The sequence below is a fragment of the Pyxidicoccus fallax genome (assembly GCF_012933655.1).
Taxonomy (GTDB): Bacteria; Myxococcota; Myxococcia; order Myxococcales; family Myxococcaceae; genus Myxococcus; species Myxococcus fallax.
This window is the reverse complement of sequence record NZ_JABBJJ010000147.1, coordinates 1-25,529: the sequence shown is the minus strand read 5'-3', so window position 1 is coordinate 25,529 and position 25,529 is coordinate 1. Positions and strand designations below refer to the sequence as shown.

The 25,529-nt window shown below is 72.3% G+C and carries 1 pseudogene; it reads right to left on the bottom strand.

Annotated features, from left to right (window positions below):
* A pseudogene (locus HG543_RS27960) lies at positions 1–25,515 on the bottom strand (non-ribosomal peptide synthase/polyketide synthase); the annotation flags it as partial.
* Positions 25,516–25,529 lie beyond the last annotated feature (14 nt).

The following is a 25,529-nucleotide window of genomic DNA, read 5'->3' as shown; positions in this document are numbered from 1 at the left end:
TCAGGGCTTCGGACTCGTCGATGTACCGCGCAGGGCGGTGTCGAGGTGCTCCGCCAAGGCGGAGACGCGGGGGACTCTTAGCAGTGAGTAGTGGTCTCCGGGGAGGCCTTGCGGGGTGACATCTGGGAGGACGCGGGTCCAACCCCGATCATCCCGTGCGTCCTCGGAGTCCGCGGCGCGCACCAGCAGCGTGGGGCCGGTGTAGGTCCGGGCCGCATAGCCGCGCAGAGCCTCCAGGTTGCTCCGGAAGGTGGCGAAGAGCGCCTGGAGGGAGGGCAGGTCTCCCCCGGGGAGCGCGACGCCTGCCTGCCGGGCCGCGGTGAGCAGGTGCTCCAGGATGCGCTCGGGTGTGAGGCCCTCCGGAAGGGTGGCCGGGAGCCCGAGCGGTACGCCCGCGACGTGGGCGAGGTCCAGGGCGAAGAGGCCGGCGGCGTGGACGGCCTCCTCGGGCTCGGAGCCGCGCGCCTCGGGCGTGGCGGTGACGGGGCTCGGGTCGATGAGGGCCAGCAGCTCCACGACTTCACCCTGGGACTGGAGCTGGCGGGCCATTTCGAGGGCGACGACGCCACCCAGGGACCATCCACCCAGGAGATAGGGGCCGGTGGGCTGGACTTCACGGACGTGGCGCAGGTGCGCGGCGGCCAGGGCCTCCATGGAGGACGGCGCCTCCGACGGCAGTGGCGCTTCGAGGCCGAGGATGGGCCGCTGTCCGTCGAGCGCGCGGGCCAGGTCGGCGTAGCAGAAGACGTTGCCGCCAATCGGGTGGACGAGGAACAGCGGGCGGTGGCCGGCGCTGCCGGAGCGGAGCGTCACCACGGGCGAGGCGCGGGTGGGAGACTCCGGCGGTCGCTGGCGCAGCAGCGCGGCGAGGCGCTCCACGGTGGCGCCCTGGAAGAGGGCGGACACGGGCAGGTCGTGGCCGGTGCGCTCGCGGATGCGCGACATCATGCGGACGGCGAGCAGGGAGTGGCCGCCCAGCTCGAAGAAGTCGTTCTGCACGCCGATGGGCGACATGCCGAGCAGCTCCTCCCAGAGCCGCACGAGCTGCTCCTCCAGCGCGTCGCGCGGAGGCACCAGGGGGCGGGACGCGGTGGCGAGGCCGGTCTCCTCGGGAGACGGCAGGGCCCGGGTGTCCAGCTTGCCGTGGACGGTGAGGGGCAGCGCGGCCAGCGGGACGAAGGCCGCGGGCAGCATGTACTCGGGCAGGCGCGTGGTGAGGAAGGCGCGCAGCACGTCGGGCTCGATGGACTGGCCGTCGTGCGGCACGACGTAGGCCACGAGCCGCTTCTCGCCATTCGCGTCCTCACGGGCCTGCACGGCGGCGTGTTGGACGGAGGCGTGGGCGGTGAGCGCGGCCTCGACTTCACCCGTCTCGATGCGGAAGCCGCGCAGCTTGACCTGTCCGTCGTCGCGGCCGAGGTACTCCAGCTCGCCGTTGAGGAGCCAGCGCACGCGGTCTCCCGTGCGGTACAGACGCGCGCCCGCGGTGTCACCGAACGGGTCCGGCACGAAGCGCTCGGCGGTCAGCTCCGGCCGGCGCAGGTAGCCGCGCGCGAGGCCCACGCCGCCGACGTACAGCTCGCCCGCGACACCCACGGGCACGGGCTGCAGGTGCGCGTCGAGCACGTACAGCCGCGTGTTGGGCCAGGCACGGCCGAGCGTGACGCGCACGGACGGCTGCGGCTGGCTCGTGGCGCCTGGGGTCGTATCGAGGCTCGGCTTCGCGAGGTGTGGCACCTCGGCCGTGAGCACGGGGCGACCCAGCCCGGGGTAGGGCGTGATGGCCGCGCACACGGTGACTTCCGTGGGGCCGTACGCGTTGAGCAGCACGCGCCGCTCGCTCCAGCGACGGGCCACGTCGGCGGGCAGGGCCTCGCCCGCGGAGATGACCGTCTCCAGGGAGGGCAGTCCCCGGGGCTCGAGCTGTGCGAGCACGGACGGGGTGAGCGTGACAGCCGTGATGCGCTGCTCCTCCAGCAGCCCACGCAGCGGCGCATCCGGCAGCAGCCGCTCTCGGGGGGCGAGCACGAGCGTGGCTCCGGCGAGCAGCGTGGAGAACACCTCGCAGACCGCCGCGTCGAAGGTGGCCGCCGCGAACTGGAGCACCCGGCTCCCGGGCCGGAAGCCGTGCGCCTTCGCCGCCGCGAGCGCCGTGTTGCAGAGGCCCCGGTGGTGCAGCAGCGTGCCCTTGGGCCGGCCCGTGCTGCCCGAGGTGTAGATGACGTACGCGAGGCTCTCCGCCGCCGTCCGCGTCACGGGCGCGGTCGTGGGCTGCCGCGCGAGCAGCGCCTCGTCCGCGTCGAGCAGCACCAGCAGCTCGCCGCGCGTGGGCAACTCGTCGGCGATGGGCTCCTGCGTGACGACCACGGGCACGGCCGAGTCCGCCAGCACGAAGCCGAGCCGCTCGGACGGATGGCTCGGGTCCATCGGCACGAAGGCGCCGCCGGCCTTGAGGATGCCGAGCATCCCCACCACCAGCTCCACCGAGCGCTCCACGCACAGGGCCACCGGGACGTCCGGCCCCACGCCCAGCGAGCGCAGGTGGTGCGCCAGTTGGTTGGCGCGCGCGTCCAGCTCCCGGTAGCTGAGCGAACGGCCCTCGAACGTGACGGCCTCCGCGTCCGGAGTGCGCGCGGCCTGGGCCTCGAACAGCGAGTGCACGCAGGTGTCGAGCGGGGGGGCCACCCGGGTGTCGTTCCAGTCCACGAGGACGCGCCGACGCTCCTCGGGCGTGAGCAGCGGAGCCCGGTCGATGCGGAGCCCGGGCTGGAGGAGCAGCGCCTCCAGCAGCGCCTGGAAGTGCCGCATCAGGCGCTCGACGGTGGGGGCGTCGAACAGGTCGGTGCTGTACTCCAGCGAGCCGCCGAGCCCCTCGGGGCCGTCCGCCAGGGACAGGTGCAGGTCGTTCTTGACGGTGTTGGTGTCCACGGACACCGGCTCCACCCGCAGCACGGCGTCCGGCGCCGGGGGCAGCGGCGTGTTCTGCAGCACGAAGCCCACCTGGAAGAACGGCGAGCGGCTCGGGTCTCTCGGCGGCTGGAGCGCCTCGACGAGCTTCTCGAAGGGCACGTCCTGGTGGGCGTAGGCGCCGAGCGTCGTCTCCTTCACCTGGGCGAGCAGCTCGCGGAACGTCAGGCCGGGCGTCAGCCGCGCGCGGAGCACCAGGGTGTTGATGAAGAAGCCGATGAGCGGCTCATGCTCGGCGCGCGTGCGGCCGGCGATGGGCGAGCCCACCAGGATGTCGTCCTGCCCGGAGTAGCGTGACAGCAGCGACTGCCACGCGGCGAGCAGGGCCATGAAGGGCGTGACGCCCTCGCGCTGGCACACGTCCGCCAGGGCCCGGGACAGCGAGGCCGGGAGCCGCACCGGGAGGCTCGCCCCATGCGTCGTCTGCATGGCCGGACGCGGACGGTCAGTGGGCAGCTCCAGCGCCGCCGGAGCCCCGGCGAGCTGCTGACGCCAGAAGGCAATCTGCCGCTCCAGCACTTCGCCCCGCAGCCACTCGCGCTGCCACACGGAGTAGTCGGCGTACTGGAGTGGCAGCTCGGGCAGCGGCGACGGCCGGCCGGTGGCGAAGGCCGCGTACAGCGCCGTCAGCTCCTCGACGAGCACGCCCAGGGACCAGCCGTCGGAGATGGCGTGGTGCATCGTCAGGACGAAGACGTGGTCCTGTGCCCCCAGCCACAGCACGCGGGCGCGCCACAGCGGGCCCTGCTCCAGGTGGAACGGCTGCTGGACCTCCTCGGTGGCGAGGCGCGGGGCCTCGGCCTCGCGCGCCTCGGGAGACAGCGCGCGCAGGTCGTCGATGGCGAGGCGCACCGGCGCGGGCGGATGGATGACCTGCAACGGGCCTTCCTCCGCGTCGCGGAAGGTGGTGCGCAGCACGTGGTGCCGGCGCGCCAGCTCCGTGAGCACGCGCTCCAGGATGTCCAGGTCCAGCGGGCCGGTGAGCCGCAGCGCCGTGGCCAGGTTGTACGCGGCGCCGCCGGGCGACAGCCGGTCCAGGAACCAGAGCCGCTGCTGCGCGAAGGAGAGCGGAGCCTCCGTGCGGTTGCCACCCGTCATCGCCGGGCCCGGTGCCTCGGCTACAGGCTGCCCGGCGCGCTGGATGGCGGCGGCGAGTCCCTCGATGGTGGGGGACTCGAAGAGGGTGCGCAGGGGCAGCTCCACGCCCAGCGCGGACCGCACGCGCGACATGAGCTGCGTGGCCATCAGCGAGTGGCCACCGAGAGCGAAGAAGCTGTCGGTGACGCTCACGCGCGGCAGCCGGAGCAGGCCGCTGTACAACTCCGCGAGTCGCTCCTCCATCGGAGTGCGCGGGGCCGTGAAGGGCGCGTCACCGCGCAGGCTCTCCGCGTCCGGCGCGGGCAGCATCCGGCGTGCGAGCTTGCCACTGGGCGTCAGCGGCAGGGCCTCCAGCGTGACGAAGGCGGAGGGCACCATGTACTCGGGCAGCCGCTGCTTCAGGAAGTCGCGCAGGGCGGAGGTGTCCACCGTGGGCGTGCCCGGGGCGGGGATGACGTAGGCTACGAGGCGCTTGTCACCCGGTACGTCCTCGCGCACGACGGCCGCCGCGTCACGCACGCCCGGGGCCGCGCGCAAGGCGGACTCCACCTCACCCAGCTCCACGCGGAAGCCGCGCAGCTTCACCTGACCGTCGAGGCGGCCGAGGAACTCCACCGTCCCGTCGGCCTTCCACCGCGCCGAGTCTCCGGTGCGGTACAGCCGCGCTCCCGGCACGTCGCTGAACGGATGCGGCACGAACTTCTCCGCCGTCAGCTCCGACCGTCCGAAGTAGCCGTGGGCCAGGTGCGCGCCGCCGATGCACAGCTCGCCCGGCACGCCCACGGGGCAAGGCTGCCCCTGCGCGTCCAGCACGTGGAGCTGCGTGTGCGGCAGCGGGCCGCCGATGGACGGCAGCCGCGGCCACGAGGCCGGAGCCCCCTGCAGCCGGTGCGCGGAGACGACGTGCGTCTCCGACGGGCCGTACTGGTTCTCCAGCACGCACCCGGGCAGCTTCTCGAAGAAAGCCACCAGCGCCGGAGTCACCTGCAACTGCTCACCGGCCGTCACCACCTCGCGCAGCGAGCGGGGCAGGGTGGCGCCATGCGCGGTGGCATCCGCCAGCGCCTGCAGCGCGACGAACGGAAGGAACATTCGTTCCACGCCGGTGCGCGCCATGAAGTCCAGCAGCGCGGGCATGTCCTGACGCAGCCCGCCCGTGGGCAGCACCAGCGTGCCGCCCGCCCACCACGTGGAGAACAGCTCCTGGCAGGACACGTCGAAGCTGAGCGAGGCGAACTGCAGCGTCGTGGCGTCCGCCTTCACCGACTGCTTCAGCTGCCATGTCATCAGGTGGCTGAGCGCGCGGTGCGGTAGCGCCACGCCCTTGGGCCGGCCGGTGCTGCCGGAAGTGTAGATGAGGTAGCAGGTGGCCTCGGGCGACAGCTCCCGGGCCGGGGCCTGGGCGGACCGACGAGCGATGGCCTCCGCCTCGGTGTCCACGCACACGACGCGGGCCCGCGTACCGGACGGCAGCGCGGAGGCCAGGTGCGCCTCGGTGAGCACCACGGGCGCACCCGCGTCCTCCAGCATGAACGTCAGCCGCTCGGCGGGGTAGTTGGGGTCCAGCGGCAGGTACGCGGCGCCGGCCTTGAGCGTGGCCAGCACGGCGACGGCCATCTCCAGGCCCTTGTCCAGGCACAGCCCCACCGTGCCTCCGGCGGGCACGCCCAGGTGCACCAGGTGGTTCGCCAGCCGGTTGGCGCGCGAGTCCAGCTCCGCGTACGTGAGCGAGCGCGTGCCATCGGTGACGGCCACCGCGTCCGGCGTGCGCGCGGCCTGGGCCTCCACGGGGCGGTGCATGAGCACCGGCGCGTGCGGCTCCTTCGCCGTGCTGTTCCACTCCACCAGCAGCCGGTGCCGCTCCTCGTCGCCGAGCATCGGCAGGCGTGCGACGGCGCGGCCCGGGTCGGAGGCGGCCTCGTCGAGCAGCCGCATCAGGTGGGCCACCATCCGGCGCGCCGTCTCAGCGGCGAAGAGGTCGGTGTTGTACTCGAGCGTGCCGGAAATCTCGGACTCGTAGTCCGCCAGCAGGAAGGACAGGTCGAACTTCGCGGTGCCGCTGTCCACCTCGACGGGGCTCAGCGTCAAGCCCATCTCGCTCTGCCGGGCGGGGGGCGTGTTCTGAAGGGCGAGCATCACCTGGAACAGCGGCGAGCGGCTCAGGTCGCGCTCGGGCCGCAGCTCGTCCACCAGCTTCTCGAAGGGGACGTCCTGGTGCGTGTACGCGCCCAGTGTGCTCTCGCGCACCTGGGCCAGCAGCTCGCGGAACGTCATGCCGGGCGTCAGCCGCGCGCGCAGGGCCAGCGTGTTGACGAAGAAGCCGACGATGTTCTCCAGGTCCGCCTGCCGGCGGTTGGCGATGGGCGAGCCCACCACGATGTCGTCCTGGCCCGAGTACCGAGACAGCAGCACGTGGAAGGCCGACAGCAGCACCATGAACGGCGTGACACCCTCGCGGCGGCACAGCGCCTGGAGCGCCAGCATGCGCTCACCGGAGATGCGCACCGGCACATTGGTACCCCGGAATGTCTGCACCGGAGGACGCGGTCGGTCCGTGGGCAGCTCCAGCGCATGCGGCAGGCCGGCGAGCTGCTGCTTCCACCACGCCACCTGCTTGTCGAGGACCTCGTCGCGCAGCCAGCCGCGCTGCCACGCCGCGTAGTCCGCGTACTGGAGCGTGAGCGGCTCCAGCGGAGAGGGCAGGCCCGTGGAGAAGGCGGGATAGAGCGCGCCCACCTCACGGATGAGCACGCCGATGGACCAGCCATCCGCCACGATGTGGTGCACGGTGAAGAGCAGCACGTGGCGGCGCTCGGACAGGCGCAGCAGCGTGGTGCGCAGCAGCGGGGCCCGCGTCAGGTCGAACGGCTTCTGGGCTTCCTCGTAGGCGAGCTTCAGCGCACGAGCCTCGCGCTCCTCTTCCGGCAGGTGGCCCAGGTCGACCACCGGCAGCGGCAGCTCCGCGTGGGCGTGGACTGCCTGCACCGGCGCGTCCTCGTGGACATGGAACGTGGTGCGCAGCGCCTCATGGCGGTGGACCAACTCCTGGAGGGCGCGTCCGAGTGCCTCCACGTCCAGCGCGCCGTCGAGCCGGAGGGCCGCGGGGATGTTGTAGAAGGGGCTGCCCGGCTCCAGCCGGTCGAGGAACCACAAGCGCTGCTGCGCGAAGGACAGCGGCAGCGGGCCCGAGCGCGGCACCGGCGTCAGCGGCGGTGCCTGGAGGCCCTCTCCGGAGCGCCGCGCCGCCTCCAGCCGCTCGGCCAGCCCGGCCACGGTGGGTGCCTCGAAGAGGTCCCGCAGAGGCATCTCGACGCCGAACGCCGCGCGCACGCGCGAGACGAGCTGCGTGGCCAGCAGCGAGTGGCCGCCCAGGTCGAAGAAGCTGTCGTGGGCCCCCACGCGCTCGGCGCGCAGCAGCTCCGAGAAGAACAGCGCGAGCTGCCGCTCCGCCTCCGTGCGGGGCGCCACGTACTCGATGGCCTCGTCGCTGGCCGGAGCGTCCGGGGCGGGCAGGGCCTTGCGGTCCACCTTGCCGTTGGGCGACAGCGGCAGCGCGGGCAGCACCACCACCGCCGAGGGCACCAGGTACTCGGGCAGCTTCTGCTGGAGGAAGGCGCGCACGGCACGGGACTCCAGCTCCTCGTCGGTCTCCGCCACCACGTACGCCACGAGCCGCTTGTCGCCGGGGACGTCCTCGCGCACCACCACCACGGCCTCGCGCACGCCAGCGAACTGGCGCACCACGGCCTCCACCTCGCCGGGCTCGATTCGGAAGCCGCGCACCTTCACCTGGAAGTCGGTGCGGCCCAGGAAGTCGAGCGTCCCGTCCTTGCGCCAGCGCACCCGGTCTCCCGTGCGGTACAGGCGCGCACCGGGAATGGCGCTGAAGGGATGGGGCACGAAGCGCTCGGCCGTCAGGTCCGGGCGGCCCAGGTAGCCCCAGGCCAGGCCGTCACCGCCGACGTACAGCTCGCCGGGCACGCCCACGGGCACCGGCTGCATGGAAGCGTCCAGCACGTATGCGGTGGAGTTGGACAGTGGCCGGCCAATGGGCACGGAGGCGCCCACGTCCGAGCCGCGCCGCAGCGTGTGCGTGGCGGAGAACGTGGTGTTCTCCGTCGGGCCGTAGCCGTTGACGAGGACGGCGCCGTCTCCCAGCCGCTCCAGGTGCTGGCGCACGCGCGCGGCGGGCAGCACGTCGCCACCGGCGAGCACCTGCCGCACGTGGGCCAGCGCCTCGCCCTGGTGCAGCACCACCTGCTCGAAGAGGGCGGCCGTCAGCCACAGCGTGGTGACGCCGTGCCGCGCGAACAGCTCGCCCAATTCCTCCAATGAGGGCTTGTGCGGGGGCGCCATCACCAGCCGTCCGCCGTTGAGCAGCGCGCCCCAGACTTCCAGCGTGGACGCGTCGAAGGCCACGGGCGCCAGCTGGAGGAAGGTGTGCTCCGGCCCGAACTGGATGAACGAGGAGCCGCGTACCAGCCGCACCACGCCTCGGTGCGATACGCTGACGCCCTTGGGCTGGCCGGTGCTGCCCGAGGTGAACATGACGTACGCGAGGCTGTCGGCGGAGACCTCCACCTCCGGCGGCGTCTGGGGCCAGCGCGCCACCTGCGTCCACTCGGAGTCCAGGCACACGAGGAACTGGCCCAGCGCGGGCAGCTCGTCCGCCACGTGCTCCTGGGTGAGCAGCACGCCGACGCCGGCCTGCTGGAGCAGGAAGGTGATGCGCTCGACGGGGTAGGTGCGGTCCACCGGCACGTAGGCGCCGCCGGCCTTGAGCACGCCGAGCAGCGCCACCACCAGCTCCAGCGAGCGCTCCAGGCACACGCCCACGCGCGAGCCCGGCGCGACGCCGCTGGCGCGCAGGTGGTGCGCGAGCTGGTTCGCGCGCGCATCGAGTTCCGCGTACGTGAGCCGCGCGTCACCGAAGACGACGGCCACCGCGTCCGGCGTGAGGGCCGCCTGCCGGGCGAACAGCGTGTGGATGGGCGTGTCGCGCGGGTAGTCCGTGGCCGTGGCATTCCAATCGACGAGCACCTGACGGCGCTCATCGGTGGACAGCAGGGACACATTCGCGATGGGCCGGTCCGGCGCGGTGACCAGCCCCTCCATCAGCACGCGCAGGTGACGCACCAGCCGCTCGGCGGTGGGGCCGTCGAACAGGTCCGTGTCGTACTCCAGGCCGCCGCGGTAGCCCTGCGGTGTGTCCGTCAGGAGCAGCGTGAGGTCCATGCGCGACACGCGCGTCTCGATGTCCAGCGGGCGGATGGAGAAGCCCGGTCCCCCCGCTCCCGTCACGCCGGGCTGGGCGCCGTCCTGCTGCGTGTTCTCCAGCGTGAAGATGCCCTGGAAGAAGGGCGGGCGGCCCAGGTCGCGGTCCGGCTGGAGCACCTCGACAATCTTCTCGAAGGGCAGCTCCTGGTGCGCGTACGCATCCAGGGTGGTCTCCTTCACGCGGGCCAGGAGCTGGCGGAACGTCAGGCCCGGGGTGAGCCGGGTGCGCAGCGCCAGCGTGTTGACGAAGAAGCCGATGAGGCCCTCGTACTCGGCGCGGTTGCGGCCCGCGATGGTGGAGCCCACCACCACGTCGTCCTGTCCGGAGTAGCGCGACAGCAGCAGCTGGAAGCCGGCGAGCAGCGCCATGAAGGGCGTGGCCCCCTCACGCGCGCACAGGGCGCGCACGGCGTCGGACACCGGGCGGGACAGGTCCACCGGCAGCGTGGCGCCACGGAAGGACTGCATGGCCGGGCGCGGCCGGTCCGTGGGCAGCTCCAGCGCCACCGGCGCGCTTCCGAGCTGCTTGCGCCAGTACGAAAGCTGCCCCTCCAGCACCTCGCCTGTCAGCCACCCGCGCTGCCAGCGCACGTAGTCCGAGTACTGCACCGGAAGCTCCGGCAGCGGCGACGGCCGGCCCACCATGAAGGCGAGGTAGAGCGAAGTCAGCTCGCGCACCAGGATGCCCATGGACCAGGCGTCCGAGATGATGTGGTGGATGACCAGGACCAGCACGTGGTCCTGCTCACCCAGGCGCAGCGCGCGAGCACGCAGCAGGGGCCCCGAGGCCAGGTTGAAAGGCAGGCGCGCCTCGTCCTCCAGGCGCCGCCGGGTCTCCGCGTCCTGCTGGTCCACGGGCACGGAGCGCAGGTCCTCCAGCGGCACGGCGAAGGGCGCCGGCTCGGAGATTTCCTGCACGGGCCCCTGCGGCGTGTCGAGGAACGAGGCCCGCAGCGCCTGGTGGCGGCGCACCAGCTCGGTGAAGGCGCGCTCCAGCACGTCGTGCCGCAGCGGCCCGGTGAGCCGCAGCGCGGAGGAGATGTTGTAGGCCGGGCTGTTCGGGCTGAGCTGATCGATGAACCACAGCCGCTGCTGGGCGAAGGACAGGGGCAGAGTGCCCCCGCCGCCACCGCCCGGAGAGGTGGGCGGCTCCGAACCGTCCACGCCGAGCAGCCGCTTCACCAGCTCCGCCACGTGCGGCGCGCGCAGCAGCGAGTACCCATCGCCCGGCGTCTCCTGGACGTCGAGGCCGCCCTCGGTCAGCTCGCCCCAGCCGCGGTCGCGCACGTCCTCGTCCAGGTCCGGCGCTTCGGCGGCGCGCAGCATCCGCGCCTTGCCGGCGTACGGCTCCGGCAGGTAGCGCCGCGCCGCGCGCAGGTGGCTGGAGAACACCTTGAACCGGGCGCGCAGCTCCGCCAGCGACACGTCACCGGACAGCAGGCCCGCCTTGGGGCCTTCCGTGAGCAGGTGCTGGAGCAGTGGCTCCGCGTCCTTGCCCGTGGTGAGCTCCCTGGGCAGCACCAGCGGCTCCACTCCGGCGAGCGCCGCCAGCTCCTTCGCGAACAGCGCCGCCTGGGCCGCCGCCGCGCTGGCCGCCGAGCCCCGGTCTGGCGTGGCCGGCCCCGGCTCCACGAGCACCAGGTCCACCTCCTCGCCGTCGCGCTGGAGTTGCTGCGCCATCTCCCAGGCCACCACGCCGCCCATGGCCCAGCCGGCGAGGAGGTATGGGCCCTGGGGCTGAGCGGCGCGCAGCGCCTCCACGTAGAGCGCCGCCATGGCCTCGATGGATTCCAGCGGCGCGCGGCCGTCCTCCAGGCCGCGCGCCTGGATGCCGACGACCCGCTGTCCCGCCGGGGCGTGCGCCGTCAGCTCCGCGTAGCACCGCACGTCGCCGTCCAGCGGGTGCACGAGGTAGAGCGGCGCGCGCGCGGTGTCTCCGTCACGCAGGGGGACGAGCGGCGACCACGGAGCCGCTTCCTTCCGGGGCTCCTTCACGGCGGCGGACTGTGCCGGGGCGGTGTTCACGGGAGACATCGTCTGTTCCGGGGCTGGAGGCCGCGCCTGCTGGCTCTGCTGTTCGCGCTGGAGGAGCGCGGCGAGCGACTCGACGCTGGGTGCCTCGAAGAGGGCGCGCAGGGGCAGCTCGACACCGAGGCCCTTGCGCACGCGAGAGATGACCTGCGTGGCCAGCAGCGAGTGGCCACCCAGGGAGAAGAAGTTGTCGGTGACGCTGACGCGCGGGACGCGCAGCACCTCGGAGAAGGCCTCCGCGAGCATTTCCTCCAGCGGATTGCGAGGCGCGGTGAACGGCGCCGCGCCACGCAGGCTCTCCTCGTCCGGAGGCGGCAGCGCGCCACGCGCCACCTTGCCGGTGGGCATCAGCGGCAGCGTCTCCAGCCGGACGAAGGCCGACGGCACCATGTACTCCGGCAGCCGCTGACCCAGGACACGGCGGGCCTCCTCCGTGTCCCACGGCGCCTCGGCCGGCAGCATGACGTAGCCCACGAGGCGCCGGTCTCCCGGCACGTCCTCGCGGACGATGGCCACCGCGTCGCGCACACCCGGCAGCCCGCGCAGGGCGACTTCCACCTCGCCCAGCTCGATGCGGAAGCCGCGCAGCTTCACCTGTCCGTCCAGGCGGCCGAGGAACTCCAGGTTGCCATCCGCCAGCCACCGCGCCTTGTCACCGGTGCGGTACAGCCGCGCACCGGACGGGCCGCCCATCAGGTGCGGCAGGAACTTGTCCGACGTCAGGTCCGGCCGGCCGTAGTAGCCGTGGGCCAGGTTGGTGCCGCCGACGTACACCTCGCCCGCCACGCCGATGGGGCACGGCTGGAAGTGCGGGTCGAGCACGTAAAGCTGCACGTTGGTGAGCGGCGAGCCCACCGGCGGCAGCGCCGGCCACTGCTTCATGTCGGCCGGAGCGCGCCACGCCGTCACCACGTGCGCTTCCGAGGGGCCGTACTGGTTCTCCAGCGTGCAGCCCGGCAGCCGCTCGAAGAGGGACACCAGCGCCGGAGTCACCTGGAGCTGCTCGCCGGCCGTAATCACCTCGCCGAGCGGAGGCAGCTCCAGCTCGGAGAGCGCCGCGTCGCACATGGCCTGCAACGCGACGAACGGGAGGAACAGCCGCTCCACCCGGTGCTCGCGCATGTAGCGCAGCATGGCGGGCGGGTCCTGACGCAGCGGCGTGGTGATGAGCAGCACCTTGCCGCCCAGGCACCACGTGCCGAACATCTCCTGGAAGGACACGTCGAAGTTGAGCGACGCGAACTGGAGCGTGGTGGCGTCGGCCTTCGCGGCGCGCTTCATCAGCCACCAGAGCATGTTGCCCACCGCGCGGTGGGACATGACGATGCCCTTGGGCCGGCCCGTGCTGCCGGACGTGTAGACGAAGTAGCAGTTCGTCTCCGGCGACATGTCCACGGCGGGCGCGTGCGTGGGACGCGAGGCGAACGCAGCCGCTTCCTCATCGATGCGGATGATGCGCGCATTGAGGCCGGCGGGCAGCGCGGAGACCAGCTGCGAGTGCGCGAGCACCACGGGAGCGCCCGTGTCCTCCAGCATCAGCGCGAGCCGGTCCGCCGGGTAGTTGGGGTCCAGCGGCAGGAAGGCGGCGCCAGCCTTCAGCGTCGCCAGCACGGCCACCGGCATGTCCAGGCTGCTGCGCTCCAGGCACAGGCCCACCGTGCCATTCACCGGTACGCCGAGCTGCACGAGGTGGTGCGCGAGCTGGTTCGCCCGCGCGTCGAGCTGCGCGTACGTCAGGCTGTGGGTGCCATCCGTCACCGCGATGCGCTCGGGCGTACGGGCGACCTGAGCCTCCACCCAGCGGTGCATCAGGCCGGGCACGTACGTGGGGTCCACGGCCGCGTTGAAGCCCTGCACCACGGTGTGGCGCTCGGTCTCGGAGAGCAGCGGCAGCTTCCACAGCGGCTGGCCAGGGTCCGCGACGGCACCCTCCAGCAGCTTCTGCAGGTGCCCCACCATCCGCTCCGCCGTGGCGCGGGCGTACAGGTCGCTGCTGTACTCGAGGTAGCCGCCCAGGCCCTCCGGGGTCTCCATCATGGAGAGCGTGAGGTCGAACTTGGCCGTGCCGCTGCTGGCCTCCACGGGCAGCAACCGCAGGTCCGCCGTGTCGTAGGCCTGCTTCGCGGCGTTCTGCATGACGAACAGCACCTGGAACAGCGGGGTGCGGTTGAGGCTGCGCTCGGGTTGCAGCTCCTCGACGAGCTTCTCGAACGGCACGTCTTGGTGCGCATAGGCGCCCAGCGTCGTCTCGCGCACCTTCGCGAGCAGCTCGCGGAAGGACAGCTTTTCGGTCAGCTGGGTGCGCAGCACCAGCGTGTTGGCGAAGAAGCCGATGAGCCGCTCCAGCTCGGCCTGGCCGCGGCCAGCGATGGGCGAGCCGATGCTGATGTCCTCCTGGCCCGAGTAGCGGTGCAGCAACGCCTGGAAGCCGGCCAGCAGCACCATGAACGTCGTGGCACCCTCACGGCGCGCCAGGGCCTGCACCGCGTCCTGGAGCGCGCGGGGCATGTTGAAGCCCACGATGTCGCCGCGGAAGCTGGCCACCGCCGGGCGCGCGAAGTCCGTGGGCAGGTCCAGCGCCGGGGGCGCGCCCGTGAGCTGCTCGCGCCACCACGCCACCTGACGGTCGAGCACGTCGCCGCGCAGCCAGCCGCGCTGCCACACCGTGAAGTCCGCGTACTGGAGCGGCAGCTCCGGCAGCGCGGGAGGCTGGTTCCGGGAGAAGGCCACGTAAAGCGCCGCCACCTCCTGGATGAGGATGCCCATGGACCAGCCGTCCGAGACGATGTGGTGCATCGTCAGGAGCAGCACGTGCTCACGCTCGGCGACCTTCAGCACGCGCGCTCGGAGCAGCGGGCTCTCCGTGAGCCGGAACGGGCGCTGCGTCTCGTCCACCGCGTACTGGCGGACGCTGGCCTCACGAATCTCGGGTGAAAGCGTGCTCAGGTCCACCACCTCCAGCGTCATGGGCTGGGGCGGGTGGATGACCTGCACGGGCTGACCCTCGTGGCTCTTGAACGAGGTGCGCAGGGACTCGTGCCGGCGAATCAGCTCGGTGAAGGCGCGCTCCAGGGCGCTGACGTCCAGGGTGCCCTCCAGCCGGACGGTGGCGGGCACGTTGTAGAAGGAGCTGTCCGGCTCGAGCTGGTCGAGGAACCACAGGCGCTGCTGCGCGAAGGACAGCGGCAGGTCGCCCGTGCGCTGTGCGGGGACGAGCGGCGGCGTGTGGATGCCCTGACCGGCGCGGATGGCCGTGTCGACGCGCGCCGCGAGCGTCTCCAGCGTGGGCGACTCGAAGAGGTCGCGCAGCGGCAGCTCCACACCGAAGGCCGTGCGCATGCGACTGATGGCCTGCGTGGCCATGAGCGAGTGGCCGCCCAGCTCGAAGAAGTTGTCGTGGACGCCCACGCGCTCCACTTCGAGCACCGCGCTCCAGATGTTCGCCAGTTGGGCCTCGGTGGGGGTGCGCGGCGCGACGAAGTCCGGACGTCCGCCAGCCGCGGACAGGTCCGGCGCGGGCAGGGCCTTGCGGTCCACCTTTCCGTTCGCCGTGAGCGGCAGGGCGGGGAGGACGACCACCGCCGCGGGGACCATGTACTCGGGCAGCGTCTCCTTGAGGGACGTGCGCAGCGTCGCGCCGTCCGTCTGGACGCCTTCACGCGCGACGACGTAGCCCACGAGGCGCTTGCCGCCGGGACCGTCCTCACGGGCCACCACCACGGCCTCGCGCACGGCGGGCAGCTTCGCGAGCGCGGACTCCACCTCACCGAGCTCGATGCGGAAGCCGCGCACCTTCACCTGTGCGTCCGCGCGGCCGACGAACTCCAGCGTGCCGTCCTCGCGCCAGCGCACGACGTCGCCCGTGCGGTACATGCGAGCGCCGGCTTCCACTTCCGCGGCGAACGGGTCCGGCACGAAACGCTCGGCGGTGAGCTCCGGGCGGCCCGCGTAGCCGCGGGCCACGGCCACGCCGCCGAGGTACAGCTCTCCCTTCACGCCCACGGGCACTGGCTCGCCGCGCGCGTCCAGCACGTACGTGCGCACGTTGGCCAGGGGCCGGCCGATGGAGGGCACGCGCCCGTCCGCCACGCACTCGGTGAGCGTGGCCACGACAGTGGCCTCCGTCGGGCCGTACGAGTTGATGAACCGCCGACCCGGAGCCCAGCGCGCCACGACCTCGGCGGGCAGGGCCTCGCCGCCGGAGATGACGGTGCGCAGCTCGGTGAGCCCCTCCGGTGACGTGGCTGCGAGGGCCGCGGGGGTGAGGCTGACGACGGTGAGCGCTTCGTCGCGCAGCAGCTTCTGGAGCGGCGCGCCCGGCATCAGCTTCTCCAGCGGCGCGAGCACCAGCGTGCCGCCGGAGCACAGCGTGGTGAAGATCTCCTCCACCGACAGGTCGAAGCTCAGGTTGGCGAACTGGAGCACGCGGCTGCCCGGGCCGATGCCGTAGGCCACCGCCTCGTGCGTGACGAGGTTCGCCACGCTCCGGTGCTCGATGGCCGTGCCCTTGGGCGTGCCGGTGCTGCCGGAGGTGTAGAGCAGGTAGGCCAGGTGGCTCGGAGCCACGCCCGTGGCCGGAGCCTCGGTGCTCTCGTGCTCCAATCGCTCGGTGTCCAGACAGAGCGCCCGGGCGCGGTGCGCCTCGGGGTAGCGGTCCAGCAGCGCGGACTGTGTCACCAGCACCGCCGCGCCGCTGTCCTCCAGCAGGAAGGCCAGTCGCTCACGGGGCAGCAGCGGATCCACCGGCACCCAGGCGCCACCGGCCTTGAGGATGCCGAGCAGCCCCACGACGATGTCCAGCGAGCGCTCCACGCTGAGCGCCACGCGCACCTCGGGCCCGACGCCCCGGCGGCGCAACGCGTGCGCGAGCTGGTTGGCGCGCTGGTCGAGCTGTGCGTACGTGAGGCGGCTGCCCTCGAAGGAAGCGGCCAGCGCGTCCGGCGCGCGGCGCACCTGGGCCTCGAACAGCGAGTGGACGCAGGCTTCCGGGAACGGAGCCGGGTTGGCGCTCCAGTCCACCAGCAGCCGCTGGCGCTCCTCGGCGGAGAGGAGCTGGAGCGTGGACAGGCGCTGCTCGGGGCCGGCGACCATGGCCTCCACGAGCGCGCGCAGGTGCCGCACCAGTCGCTCGGCGGTGGACGCGTCGAAGAGGTCGGCGCTGTAGTCCAGCTCGCCCGTGAATCCCTCGGCGCTCCGGCCGAGCGCCAGCGTGAGGTCGAACTTGGAGACGTGCTCCTCCGGACGGCCCCAGCGCAGGGACAGCCCGGGCAGGGACAGCTCCGAGCTCGGCGCGTTCTGAAGGATGAACATCGTCCGGAACAGCGGCGCCTGGCGCATGTCGCGCATGGGCTGGAGCTGTTCGAAGGGCACGTGCTGGTGGGCGAAGGCGCCGAGCGCCGTCTCGCGCACGCGTCCGAGCAGCTCGCGCACGGTGGGGTCTCCCTCCAGGCGGGTGCGCAGCACCAGCGTGTTGAGGAAGAAGCCGACCACGTCCTCCAGCTCGGACTGGTTGCGGCCGGCCACCGGCGAGCCGACGGAGATGTCCTCCTGGCCCGAGTAGCGCGACAGCAGCAGATGGAAGGCCGACAGGAAGAGCATGAAGGGCGTGATGCCCTCGCGGTTGCAGAGTGCCTCCACGGCCTCGGACAGCTCGCGTGACAGGACGACGGGGGCTGTCGCTCCGCGCGGTGCCGCGTGGTGCGTGCGTGGGCGGTCGGTGGGCAGCTCCAGGTCCTGCGGCGCTCCGTCGAGCTGGCGCCGCCACCACGTGAGCTGCTTCTCCAGCTCGGCGTCGTCCAGCCACTGGCGCTGCCAGGCCGCGTAGTCCGCGTACTGGAGCGGCAGCTCGGGCAGCGTCGTGGAGCGGCCCTCGGTGAAGGCCGGGTAGAGCGCGGCCAGCTCGCGCACCAGGACGCCGATGGACCAGCCGTCCGAGATGATGTGGTGCAGGTTGAGCAGCAGCACGTGCTCGCGTGCTCCCAGCTTCAGGAGCGTGGCGCGCATGAGCGGGCCGGTGGCGAGGTCGAAGGGACGCAGGGCGTCCTCGGTCGTCAGCCGGCGAGCCTCGGCGCGGCGCTGCTCGGGGGGCAGGGCGCTCAGGTCGATGACCGGCAGGGCCAGGGACGCGGGCGCGGAGATGACCTGCACGGGGCCTTCCGGCTCGCCACGGAACGTCGTGCGCAGGGCCTCGTGACGGTGGACGAGGGCTTCCAGCGCGCGGCGCAGGGCTTCCACGTGCAACTCGCCGGAGAGCTCCAGCGGCGCGGGGATGTTGAAGGCCGGGCTGCCGGGCTCGAGCTGGTCGAGGAACCACACGCGCTGCTGCGAGTACGAGACGGGCAGCTTCTCCGTGCGCGGCACGCGGACCACGGGAGGCGCGGACACGGTCTGCCCCGCGCTGACGGCGGCGTCGATGCGACGGGCCAGCGCGTCCACGGTGGGCGCCTCGAACAGCTCGCGCAGGGGCAGCTCCAGCTGGAAGGAGGAGCGCACGCGCGAGATGAGCTGGGTGGCGAGGAGGGAGTGGCCACCGAGGTCGAAGAAGCTGGAGGAGACACTGACGCGCTCCAGGCCGAGCACCTGGGCGAAGAGGCCGCAGAGCAACTGCTCGGTGGGAGTGCGGGGAGCGACGAAGTCGGAGGAGTCGGCCTGCACGGACTCGGGGGTGGGCAGGGCCTTGCGGTCGACCTTGGCGTTGGCGGTGAGGGGCAGGGCGTCCAGCAGGACGATGGCCGAGGGAACCATGTACTCGGGCAGCAGTTGGGCGAGCCAGGCGCGCAGGGTGGCGGAGGACGCGGCGCCCTCGGCAGTCGGAGCGGCACGAGTGTCGCTCGTGCCATTCACGGCGGAAGCGGCTGCCCCGCTGGTGGCGACCTCGGATGCAGGAGAGGACCCGGAGGCGGCGCCTGCACCGGTCGCCACCGTCGCGGACGCGGAGGTGCGGGCCGCAGCGGCCACGACGTAGCCGACGAGGCGCTTGTCACCGGGCCGGTCCTCACGGGCGAGGACGACGGCTTCACGCACCTCGGGGTGCGCCAGGAGGGCGGCCTCGACTTCGGCCAGTTCGATGCGGAAGCCACGCACCTTCACCTGGGCATCGGCGCGGCCGAGGAACTCCAGCACGCCGTCCTTGCGCCAGCGCGCGAGGTCGCCGGTGCGGTAGAGGCGGGCCCCGGGCACGTTGCTGAAGGGATGGGGAACGAAGCGCTCGGCGGTGAGAGCGGGCTGCTCGACGTAGCCACGAGCCAGGCCGTCACCACCGATGAACAGCTCGCCAGTGACACCGGAGGGAACGGGCTGGCCAGAGGCGTCCAGCACGTACACCTGGGTATTGCCGATGGGCTTGCCGATGGGGACGGAGGTGCCCACGTGGGCCACGTCCGTCATGCGATGGCACGAGGTGAAGAGGGTGCCCTCGGTGGGGCCGTAGCAGGCCGTCACTGGAATGCGCAGGGCTTCCAGCGCCCGCTTCACGTGCGGCGCGGAGACGACATCGCCGCCCGTCAGAAGCTGCCGGATGGAGCGCAGACCGGAGAGGTTGTTGTCCACCATCTGGGTGAACAGACCGGCCGTGAGGTGCAGCGTGGTGACGCCGTGCTTCACCAGCACCGACTCCAATTCCGTCAGGTCCGAAGGCGAGTGCGGCGGGAAGACGACGAGCCGAGCGCCGTGGAGCAACGGCCCCCACAGCTCCAAGGTGGACGCATCGAAGGAGATCGGGGCGATGAGAAGGAACGTCTCATCCGGACCCAGGTGCGCGTAGTCCACGCCCATCACGGTGCGGAGAACGGATGCCTGGGTGGTGCCCACGCCCTTGGGCCGGCCGGTGGAGCCGGAGGTGAAGTCGATATACGCGAGGCTGTCGGGCAGGGCGGCCAGCGGAGGCGCCTGCGTGGACTCACCGACCAGCGACACCTCGTCGAGCATCACGGTGGGCAGCCCCTGGGCGGGCAGCTTCTCCACCAGCGCGCGAGTGGTGACGAGCACGCGCGGGCGTGCGTCCTCCACCATGGCGACGAGGCGCTCACGCGGATACGAGGTATCCAGCGGCACGTAGGCGCCACCCGCCTTGAGGATGGCCACCAGCGAGACAACGAGCTCCAGCGAGCGCTCCACCGCGAGGGCCACGCGAGAGTCAGTGCTCACGCCCAGCCGACGCAGGTGGTGCGCGAGCTGATTCGCACGTGCATCCAACTGCCGGTAGGTGAGCTTGAGGTCACCGAACTCCACGGCGACCTTGTCCGGATGGCGGGCCACCACCTGCGAGAAGACCTCGGGCAGGGTGGAGGTGCGCGGGTACTCGGTGGCCGTGGCGTTCCACTCCACCAGGAGCTGCCGGCGCTCCTCGGCGCGCAGCATGGAGACGCCGGACAGGCGCGTCCCCGGCTGCTCCGTGAGAGCCTCCACGAGCGCGCGGAAGTGGGCCGCCATGCGCTCGGCGGTCTCGGCTTCGAAGAGGTCCGTGTTGTACGCGAGCTGGCCGACGTAGCCCTCGCCGGTGCGAGCGAGGTTCAGCTCCAGCTCGAACTTGGCCGGCGCCTCCTGGGTCTCCAGGGGCCGCAGCGCGAGCCCGGGCAGCTCCAGCTCCGGCGCGGGCGTGTTCTGCACGGCGAACATCACCTGCACCAGCGGCGGGCGGCTCAGGTCGCGTCCCAGCCGCAGCTCCTCGACGAGCCGCTCGAAGGGCACCGACTGGTGGGCGAACGCGCCGAGCACGGTGTCACGCACCCGGCCGAGCAGCGTCCGGAACGTGTCCTCGCCGGACACGCTCGCGCGCAGGGGCAGGGTGTTGACGAAGAAGCCGACGAGGCCTTCCAGCTCGGTCTCATCGCGGCCGGCGACGGGCGAGCCGACGACGATGTCCGACTGGCCCGTGTACCGGCTCAGGAGGACCTGGAACCCGGCGAGCAGCGCCATGAAGGGCGTGGTGCCCTCCCGGCGGCAGAGGGCTTCCAGCGCCTCGGCCAGCGAGGCCGGCAGGTGCACCGGCATCGTGGCGCCGTTGGAGGTCTGCACCGCCGGACGCGGCTTGTCCGTGGGCAGCTCCAGTCCCTGCGGCACTCCGGCGAGCTGCTCGCGCCACCAGCCCAGCTGCGCGGCCAGCGTGTCTCCGCTGAGCCAGTCGCGCTGCCACGCGGCGAAGTCCGCGTACTGCACCGGCAGCTCCGGCAGCGGAGAGGGCCGACCCTCCGCGAAGGCCGGGTACAGCGCGGTGAGCTCCCGCACGGCGACACCCACGGACCAGCCGTCCGAGACGATGTGGTGCATCGTGAGCAGGAGCACGTGCTCGTGCGCTCCGAGCCGCAGCAGCGCGGCGCGGAGGAGCGGTCCCCGGGTGAGGTTGAACGGGCGGAGCGCCTCCTCGCGCGCCAGCCGACGGGCCTCGGTCTGCCGCTCCGTCTCGGGCAGGGCGGACAGGTCCGTCACCGGCAGCGCGACAAGGGCGTGCGGATGGATGACCTGGACGGGGCCCTGGGGGCCATCCTGGAAGGTGGTGCGCAGCGCCTCGTGGCGCCGGGTCAGCTCGGTGAGGCTGCGCTCCATCGCGGCGACGTCGAGCGCTCCCTCCAGCCGGAGCGCGGCCGGCATGTTGTAGAGAGGGCTGTCCGGGTCGAGCTGGCCGAGGAACCACAGCCGCTGCTGAGCGAAGGAGACCGGCAGCGCGCCCGTGCGAGGACGCGGCGCGAGGGTCGGACGCTGCGTGCCGAGTCCCGCGCGGACCGCCGCGTCGACGGCGCGCGCGAGCGCTTCCACCGTCGGAGCCGTGAACAGCTCGCGCAGCGGGAGGTCGATGCGGAAGGCGGAGCGGATGCGAGCCAGGAGCTGGGTGGCCAGCAGGGAGTGACCGCCGAGGTCGAAGAAGCTGGAGGAGACGCTGACGCGCTCCAGGCCGAGCACCTGGGCGAAGAGGCCGCAGAGCAGCTGCTCGGTGGGAGTGCGGGGAGCGACGAAGTCGGAGGAGTCGGCCTGCACGGACTCGGGGGTGGGCAGGGCCTTGCGGTCGACCTTGGCGTTGGCGGTGAGGGGCAGGGCGTCCAGCAGGACGATGGCCGAGGGGACCATGTACTCGGGCAACCGCTGGGCGAGCCAGGCGCGCAGGGCGGCGGAGGACGCGGCGCCCTCGGCAGTCGGAGCGGCACGAGTGTCGCTCGTGCCATTCACGGCGGAAGCGGCTGCCCCGCTGGTGGCGACCTCGGATGCAGGAGAGGACCCGGAGGCGGCGCCTGCACCGGTCGCCACCGTCGCGGACGTGGAGGTGCGGGCCGCAGCGGCCACGACATAGCCGACGAGGCGCTTGTCACCGGGCCGGTCCTCGCGAGCGAGGACGACGGCTTCACGCACCTCGGGGTGCGCCAGGAGGGCGGCCTCGACTTCGGCCAGTTCGATGCGGAAGCCACGCACCTTCACCTGGGCATCGGCGCGGCCGAGGAACTCCAGCACGCCGTCCTTGCGCCAGCGCGCGAGGTCGCCGGTGCGGTAGAGGCGGGCCCCGGGCACGTTGCTGAAGGGATGGGGAACGAAGCGCTCGGCGGTGAGAGCGGGCTGCTCGACGTAGCCACGAGCCAGGCCGTCACCACCGATGAACAGCTCGCCAGTGACACCGGAGGGAACGGGCTGGCCAGAGGCGTCCAGCACGTACACCTGGGTATTGCCGATGGGCTTGCCGATGGGGACGGAGGTGCCCACGTGGGCCACGTCCGTCATGCGATGGCACGAGGTGAAGAGGGTGCCCTCGGTGGGGCCGTAGCAGGCCGTCACCGGAATGGACATTCCTTCCAGCACCCGGCGCACGTGCGGCGCGCTCACCACGTCACCACCGGTGAGCAACTGGCGCACGTTGCGCAGGGCCTCGGGGCGCGCGTCCACCACCTGGGTGAACAGACCGGCCGTGAGGTGCAGCGTGGTGACACCGTGCTTCACCAGCACCGACTCCAGCTCCTGGACGTCGGAAGGCGAGTGTGGCGGGAAGACGACGAGCCGCGCACCGTGCAGCAACGGCCCCCACAGCTCCAGCGTGGAGGCGTCGAAGGAGACGGGCGCGATGAGCAGGAACGTCTCGTCCGGCCCCAGGTGCGCGTAGTCGACACCGAAGACAGTACGGAGCACGCCACGGTGCGTGGTGCCCACGCCCTTGGGCCGGCCGGTGCTGCCGGAGGTGAAGTCGATATACGCGAGGCTGTCGGGCAGGGCGGCGACAGCAGGCGCCTGGATGGACTCACCACCCAGCGACACCTCATCGAGCACCACGGTGGACAGCCCCTGGGCGGGCAGCTTCTCCACCAGCGCGCGAGTGGTGACGAGCACGTGCGGGCGCGCATCCTCCACCATGGCGACGAGGCGCTCGCGAGGATAGGTGGGGTCGAGCGGCACATAGGCACCGCCGGCCTTGAGGATGGCCACCAGCGAGACAACGAGCTCCAGCGAGCGCTCCAGGCAGAGAGCGACGCGAGAGTCGGTGGACACGCCCAGCCGGCGCAGGTGGTGCGCGAGCTGGTTCGCACGCTCATCCAGCTGGCGATAGGTGAGGGACGCGTCGCCGAAGACAACGGCGACCTTGTCCGGGGAGCGGGCCACCACCTGCGAGAAGACCTCGGGCAGGGTGGAGGTGCGTGGGTACTCGGTGGCCGTGGCGTTCCACTCCACCAGGAGCTGGCGCCGCTCGGTCTCCGAGACGAGAGGCAGGTCGGACAGCCGCTGCTCCGGAGCCGCCGCGATGCCTTCGACGAGCGTGGTCAGGTGCTTCGCGAGGCGCTCGATGGTGCCGTGCTCGAACAGGTCGGAGCTGTACTCCAGCGCGCCGGTGATGCCGTCCGGCCCTTCCCGCAGGGAGAGCTCGAGCGAGAACTTCACCGTATCCGAGTCCATCTCCACCGGAGCGAGGGTCAGCCCCAGGCTCGGCAGCGACAGCTCGGGCAGCGGCGTGTTGTTCAGGCTGAACATCACCTGGAACAGCGGCGTGTGGCTGAGGCTGCGCGAGGGCTGCAGCTCCTCGACGAGCTTCTCGAAAGGCACGTCCTGATGCGCGAAGGCGCCGAGCGCGGCCTCCTTCACCTGGGCGAGCAGCTCGGTGAAGCGCAAGTCACCGCGCATCCGCGCGCGCAGCACGAGCGTGTTCACGAAGAAGCCGATGAGCCCCTCCGTCTCCGTCCGCGTGCGGCCCGCCACCGGCGAGCCCACGAGGATGTCCTCCTGACCCGAGTACCTGTGCAGCAGCGCCTGGAAGCCGGCGAGCAGCACCATGAAGGGCGTGGCGCCCTCGCGCTGGGCCAGCGCCACGAGCGCCTCGGACACGGAGCGGGAGAACGCCACGGGCACCTGCGCTCCGCGGGACGACCGCACCGCGGGAGCCGGATGGTCCGCCGGCAGCTCCAGCACCTGGGGAGCCCCGGCGAGCTGCTCGCGCCAGTACCCGAGCTGCTGCTCCAGGGCTCCACCCTCCAGCCATCCGCGCTGCCACGCGGCGAAGTCCGCGTACTGCACGGCCAGCTCCGGCAGGGCCGAAGGCTGTCCCGTGTGGAAGGCGCGGTAGAGCTCCGCCACCTCGCGCACCAGCACGCCCATGGACCAGCCGTCCGAGACGATGTGGTGCATCGTCAGCAGCAGCACGTGCTCCGACTCGCCGAGCCGGAGCAGGGTCGCGCGCAGCAGGGGTCCGTGGGCCAGCCGGAAGGGCCGCAGCGCCTCTTCCCGCGCCAGCCGCATGACCGCGGTCTCGCGTGCGGCGCCAGTCTCCGACGACAGGTCCATCCGGCCGAGCGGGATGTCCGCCACCGGGGAGACGACCTGGGCCGGGTTGCCGGACGCATCCGCCGGGAAGGTGGTGCGCAGCGACTCATGGCGGCGCACCAGCTCCGCCAGCGCGCGCTCCAGCGCCGTCACATCCAGCGCACCCGACAGCCGTACCGCCGCCGGGATGTTGTAGAGCGAGCTGTCCGGGTCCAGCTGGTCGAGGAACCACAGGCGCTGCTGAGCGAAGGAGAGCGGCAGCGAGCCGGTACGCGGCACCGGTGTCAGTGCCGGAGCGCGCGCGGCCGTATCCGCTGTCGACGCGAGCGCCTCCAACCGGGCGGCGAGCTTCGCCACCGTGGGGGCCTCGAACAGCTCACGCAGGGGCAGCTCCACGCCGAAGCTGGCCTGGAGACGGGAGACCACCTGGGTGGCCAGCAGCGAGTGGCCACCCAGCTCGAAGAAGTCGTCGTGGATGCCCACGCGCTCGACGTGCAGCAACTCCGCCCACATGCCGGCGAGCTGCTCCTCGGTGCGGTTGCGCGGCGCTACGTACTCGCGCGCCTGTGCGGCCTGGGTGCCTTCGGGGGAGGGCAGCGCCTGGCGGTTCACCTTGCCGTTGGGCGTCAGTGGCAGCGCGTCCAGGGTCACCAGAGCCGCGGGCACCATGTGTTCGGGCAGCCGCTGCTTGAGGAAGGTGCGCAGCGCCAGGGTGTCGACGGTGTCGCCCTCCTGGGCCACCACGTACGCCACCAGACGCTTGTCACCCGGCGCGTCCTCGCGCACCACGGCCACCGCCTCGCGCACGGACGGGTGCTGCGACAGGGCGGACTCCACCTCGCCCAATTCGATGCGGAAGCCGCGCAGCTTCACCTGGAGGTCGAAGCGGCCCAGGTACTCCAGGGTGCCGTCGGCCAGCCAGCGCACGCGGTCGCCGGTGCGGTAGAGGCGGGCCCCGGGCACGTCACTGAAGGGATTGGGGACGAAGCGCTCGGCGGTGAGGCTCGCCTGGTGACGATAGCCACGGGCCAGGCCCACGCTGTCCACGCACAGCTCGCCGGGCACGCCCACCGGCACGGGCCGCAGTTGCGCATCCAGCACGTACACGCGCACGTTGGCCCAGGGCCGGCCGATGGTGAGCCGCTGGCCCGGACGCATGGGCTCGGAGAGGGTGGCGCAGACGGTGACTTCCGTGGGGCCGTAGGCATTGAGCAGTCGCACGCGGCCACCCCAGCGCTCCACCAGCTCCGGGGTGCACGCTTCACCGGCGGAGATGAGCGTCTCCAGCGTGGGGAAGTCCTCTGGAGTCATCTGCGCCAGCACGGAGGGCGTCAGGGTGACGGCGGTGATGGACTCGTCGCGCAGCAGGGCACGCAGGGGCGCACCGGGCATCAACCGCTCACGGGGCGCGAGCACCAGCGTGGCGCCGG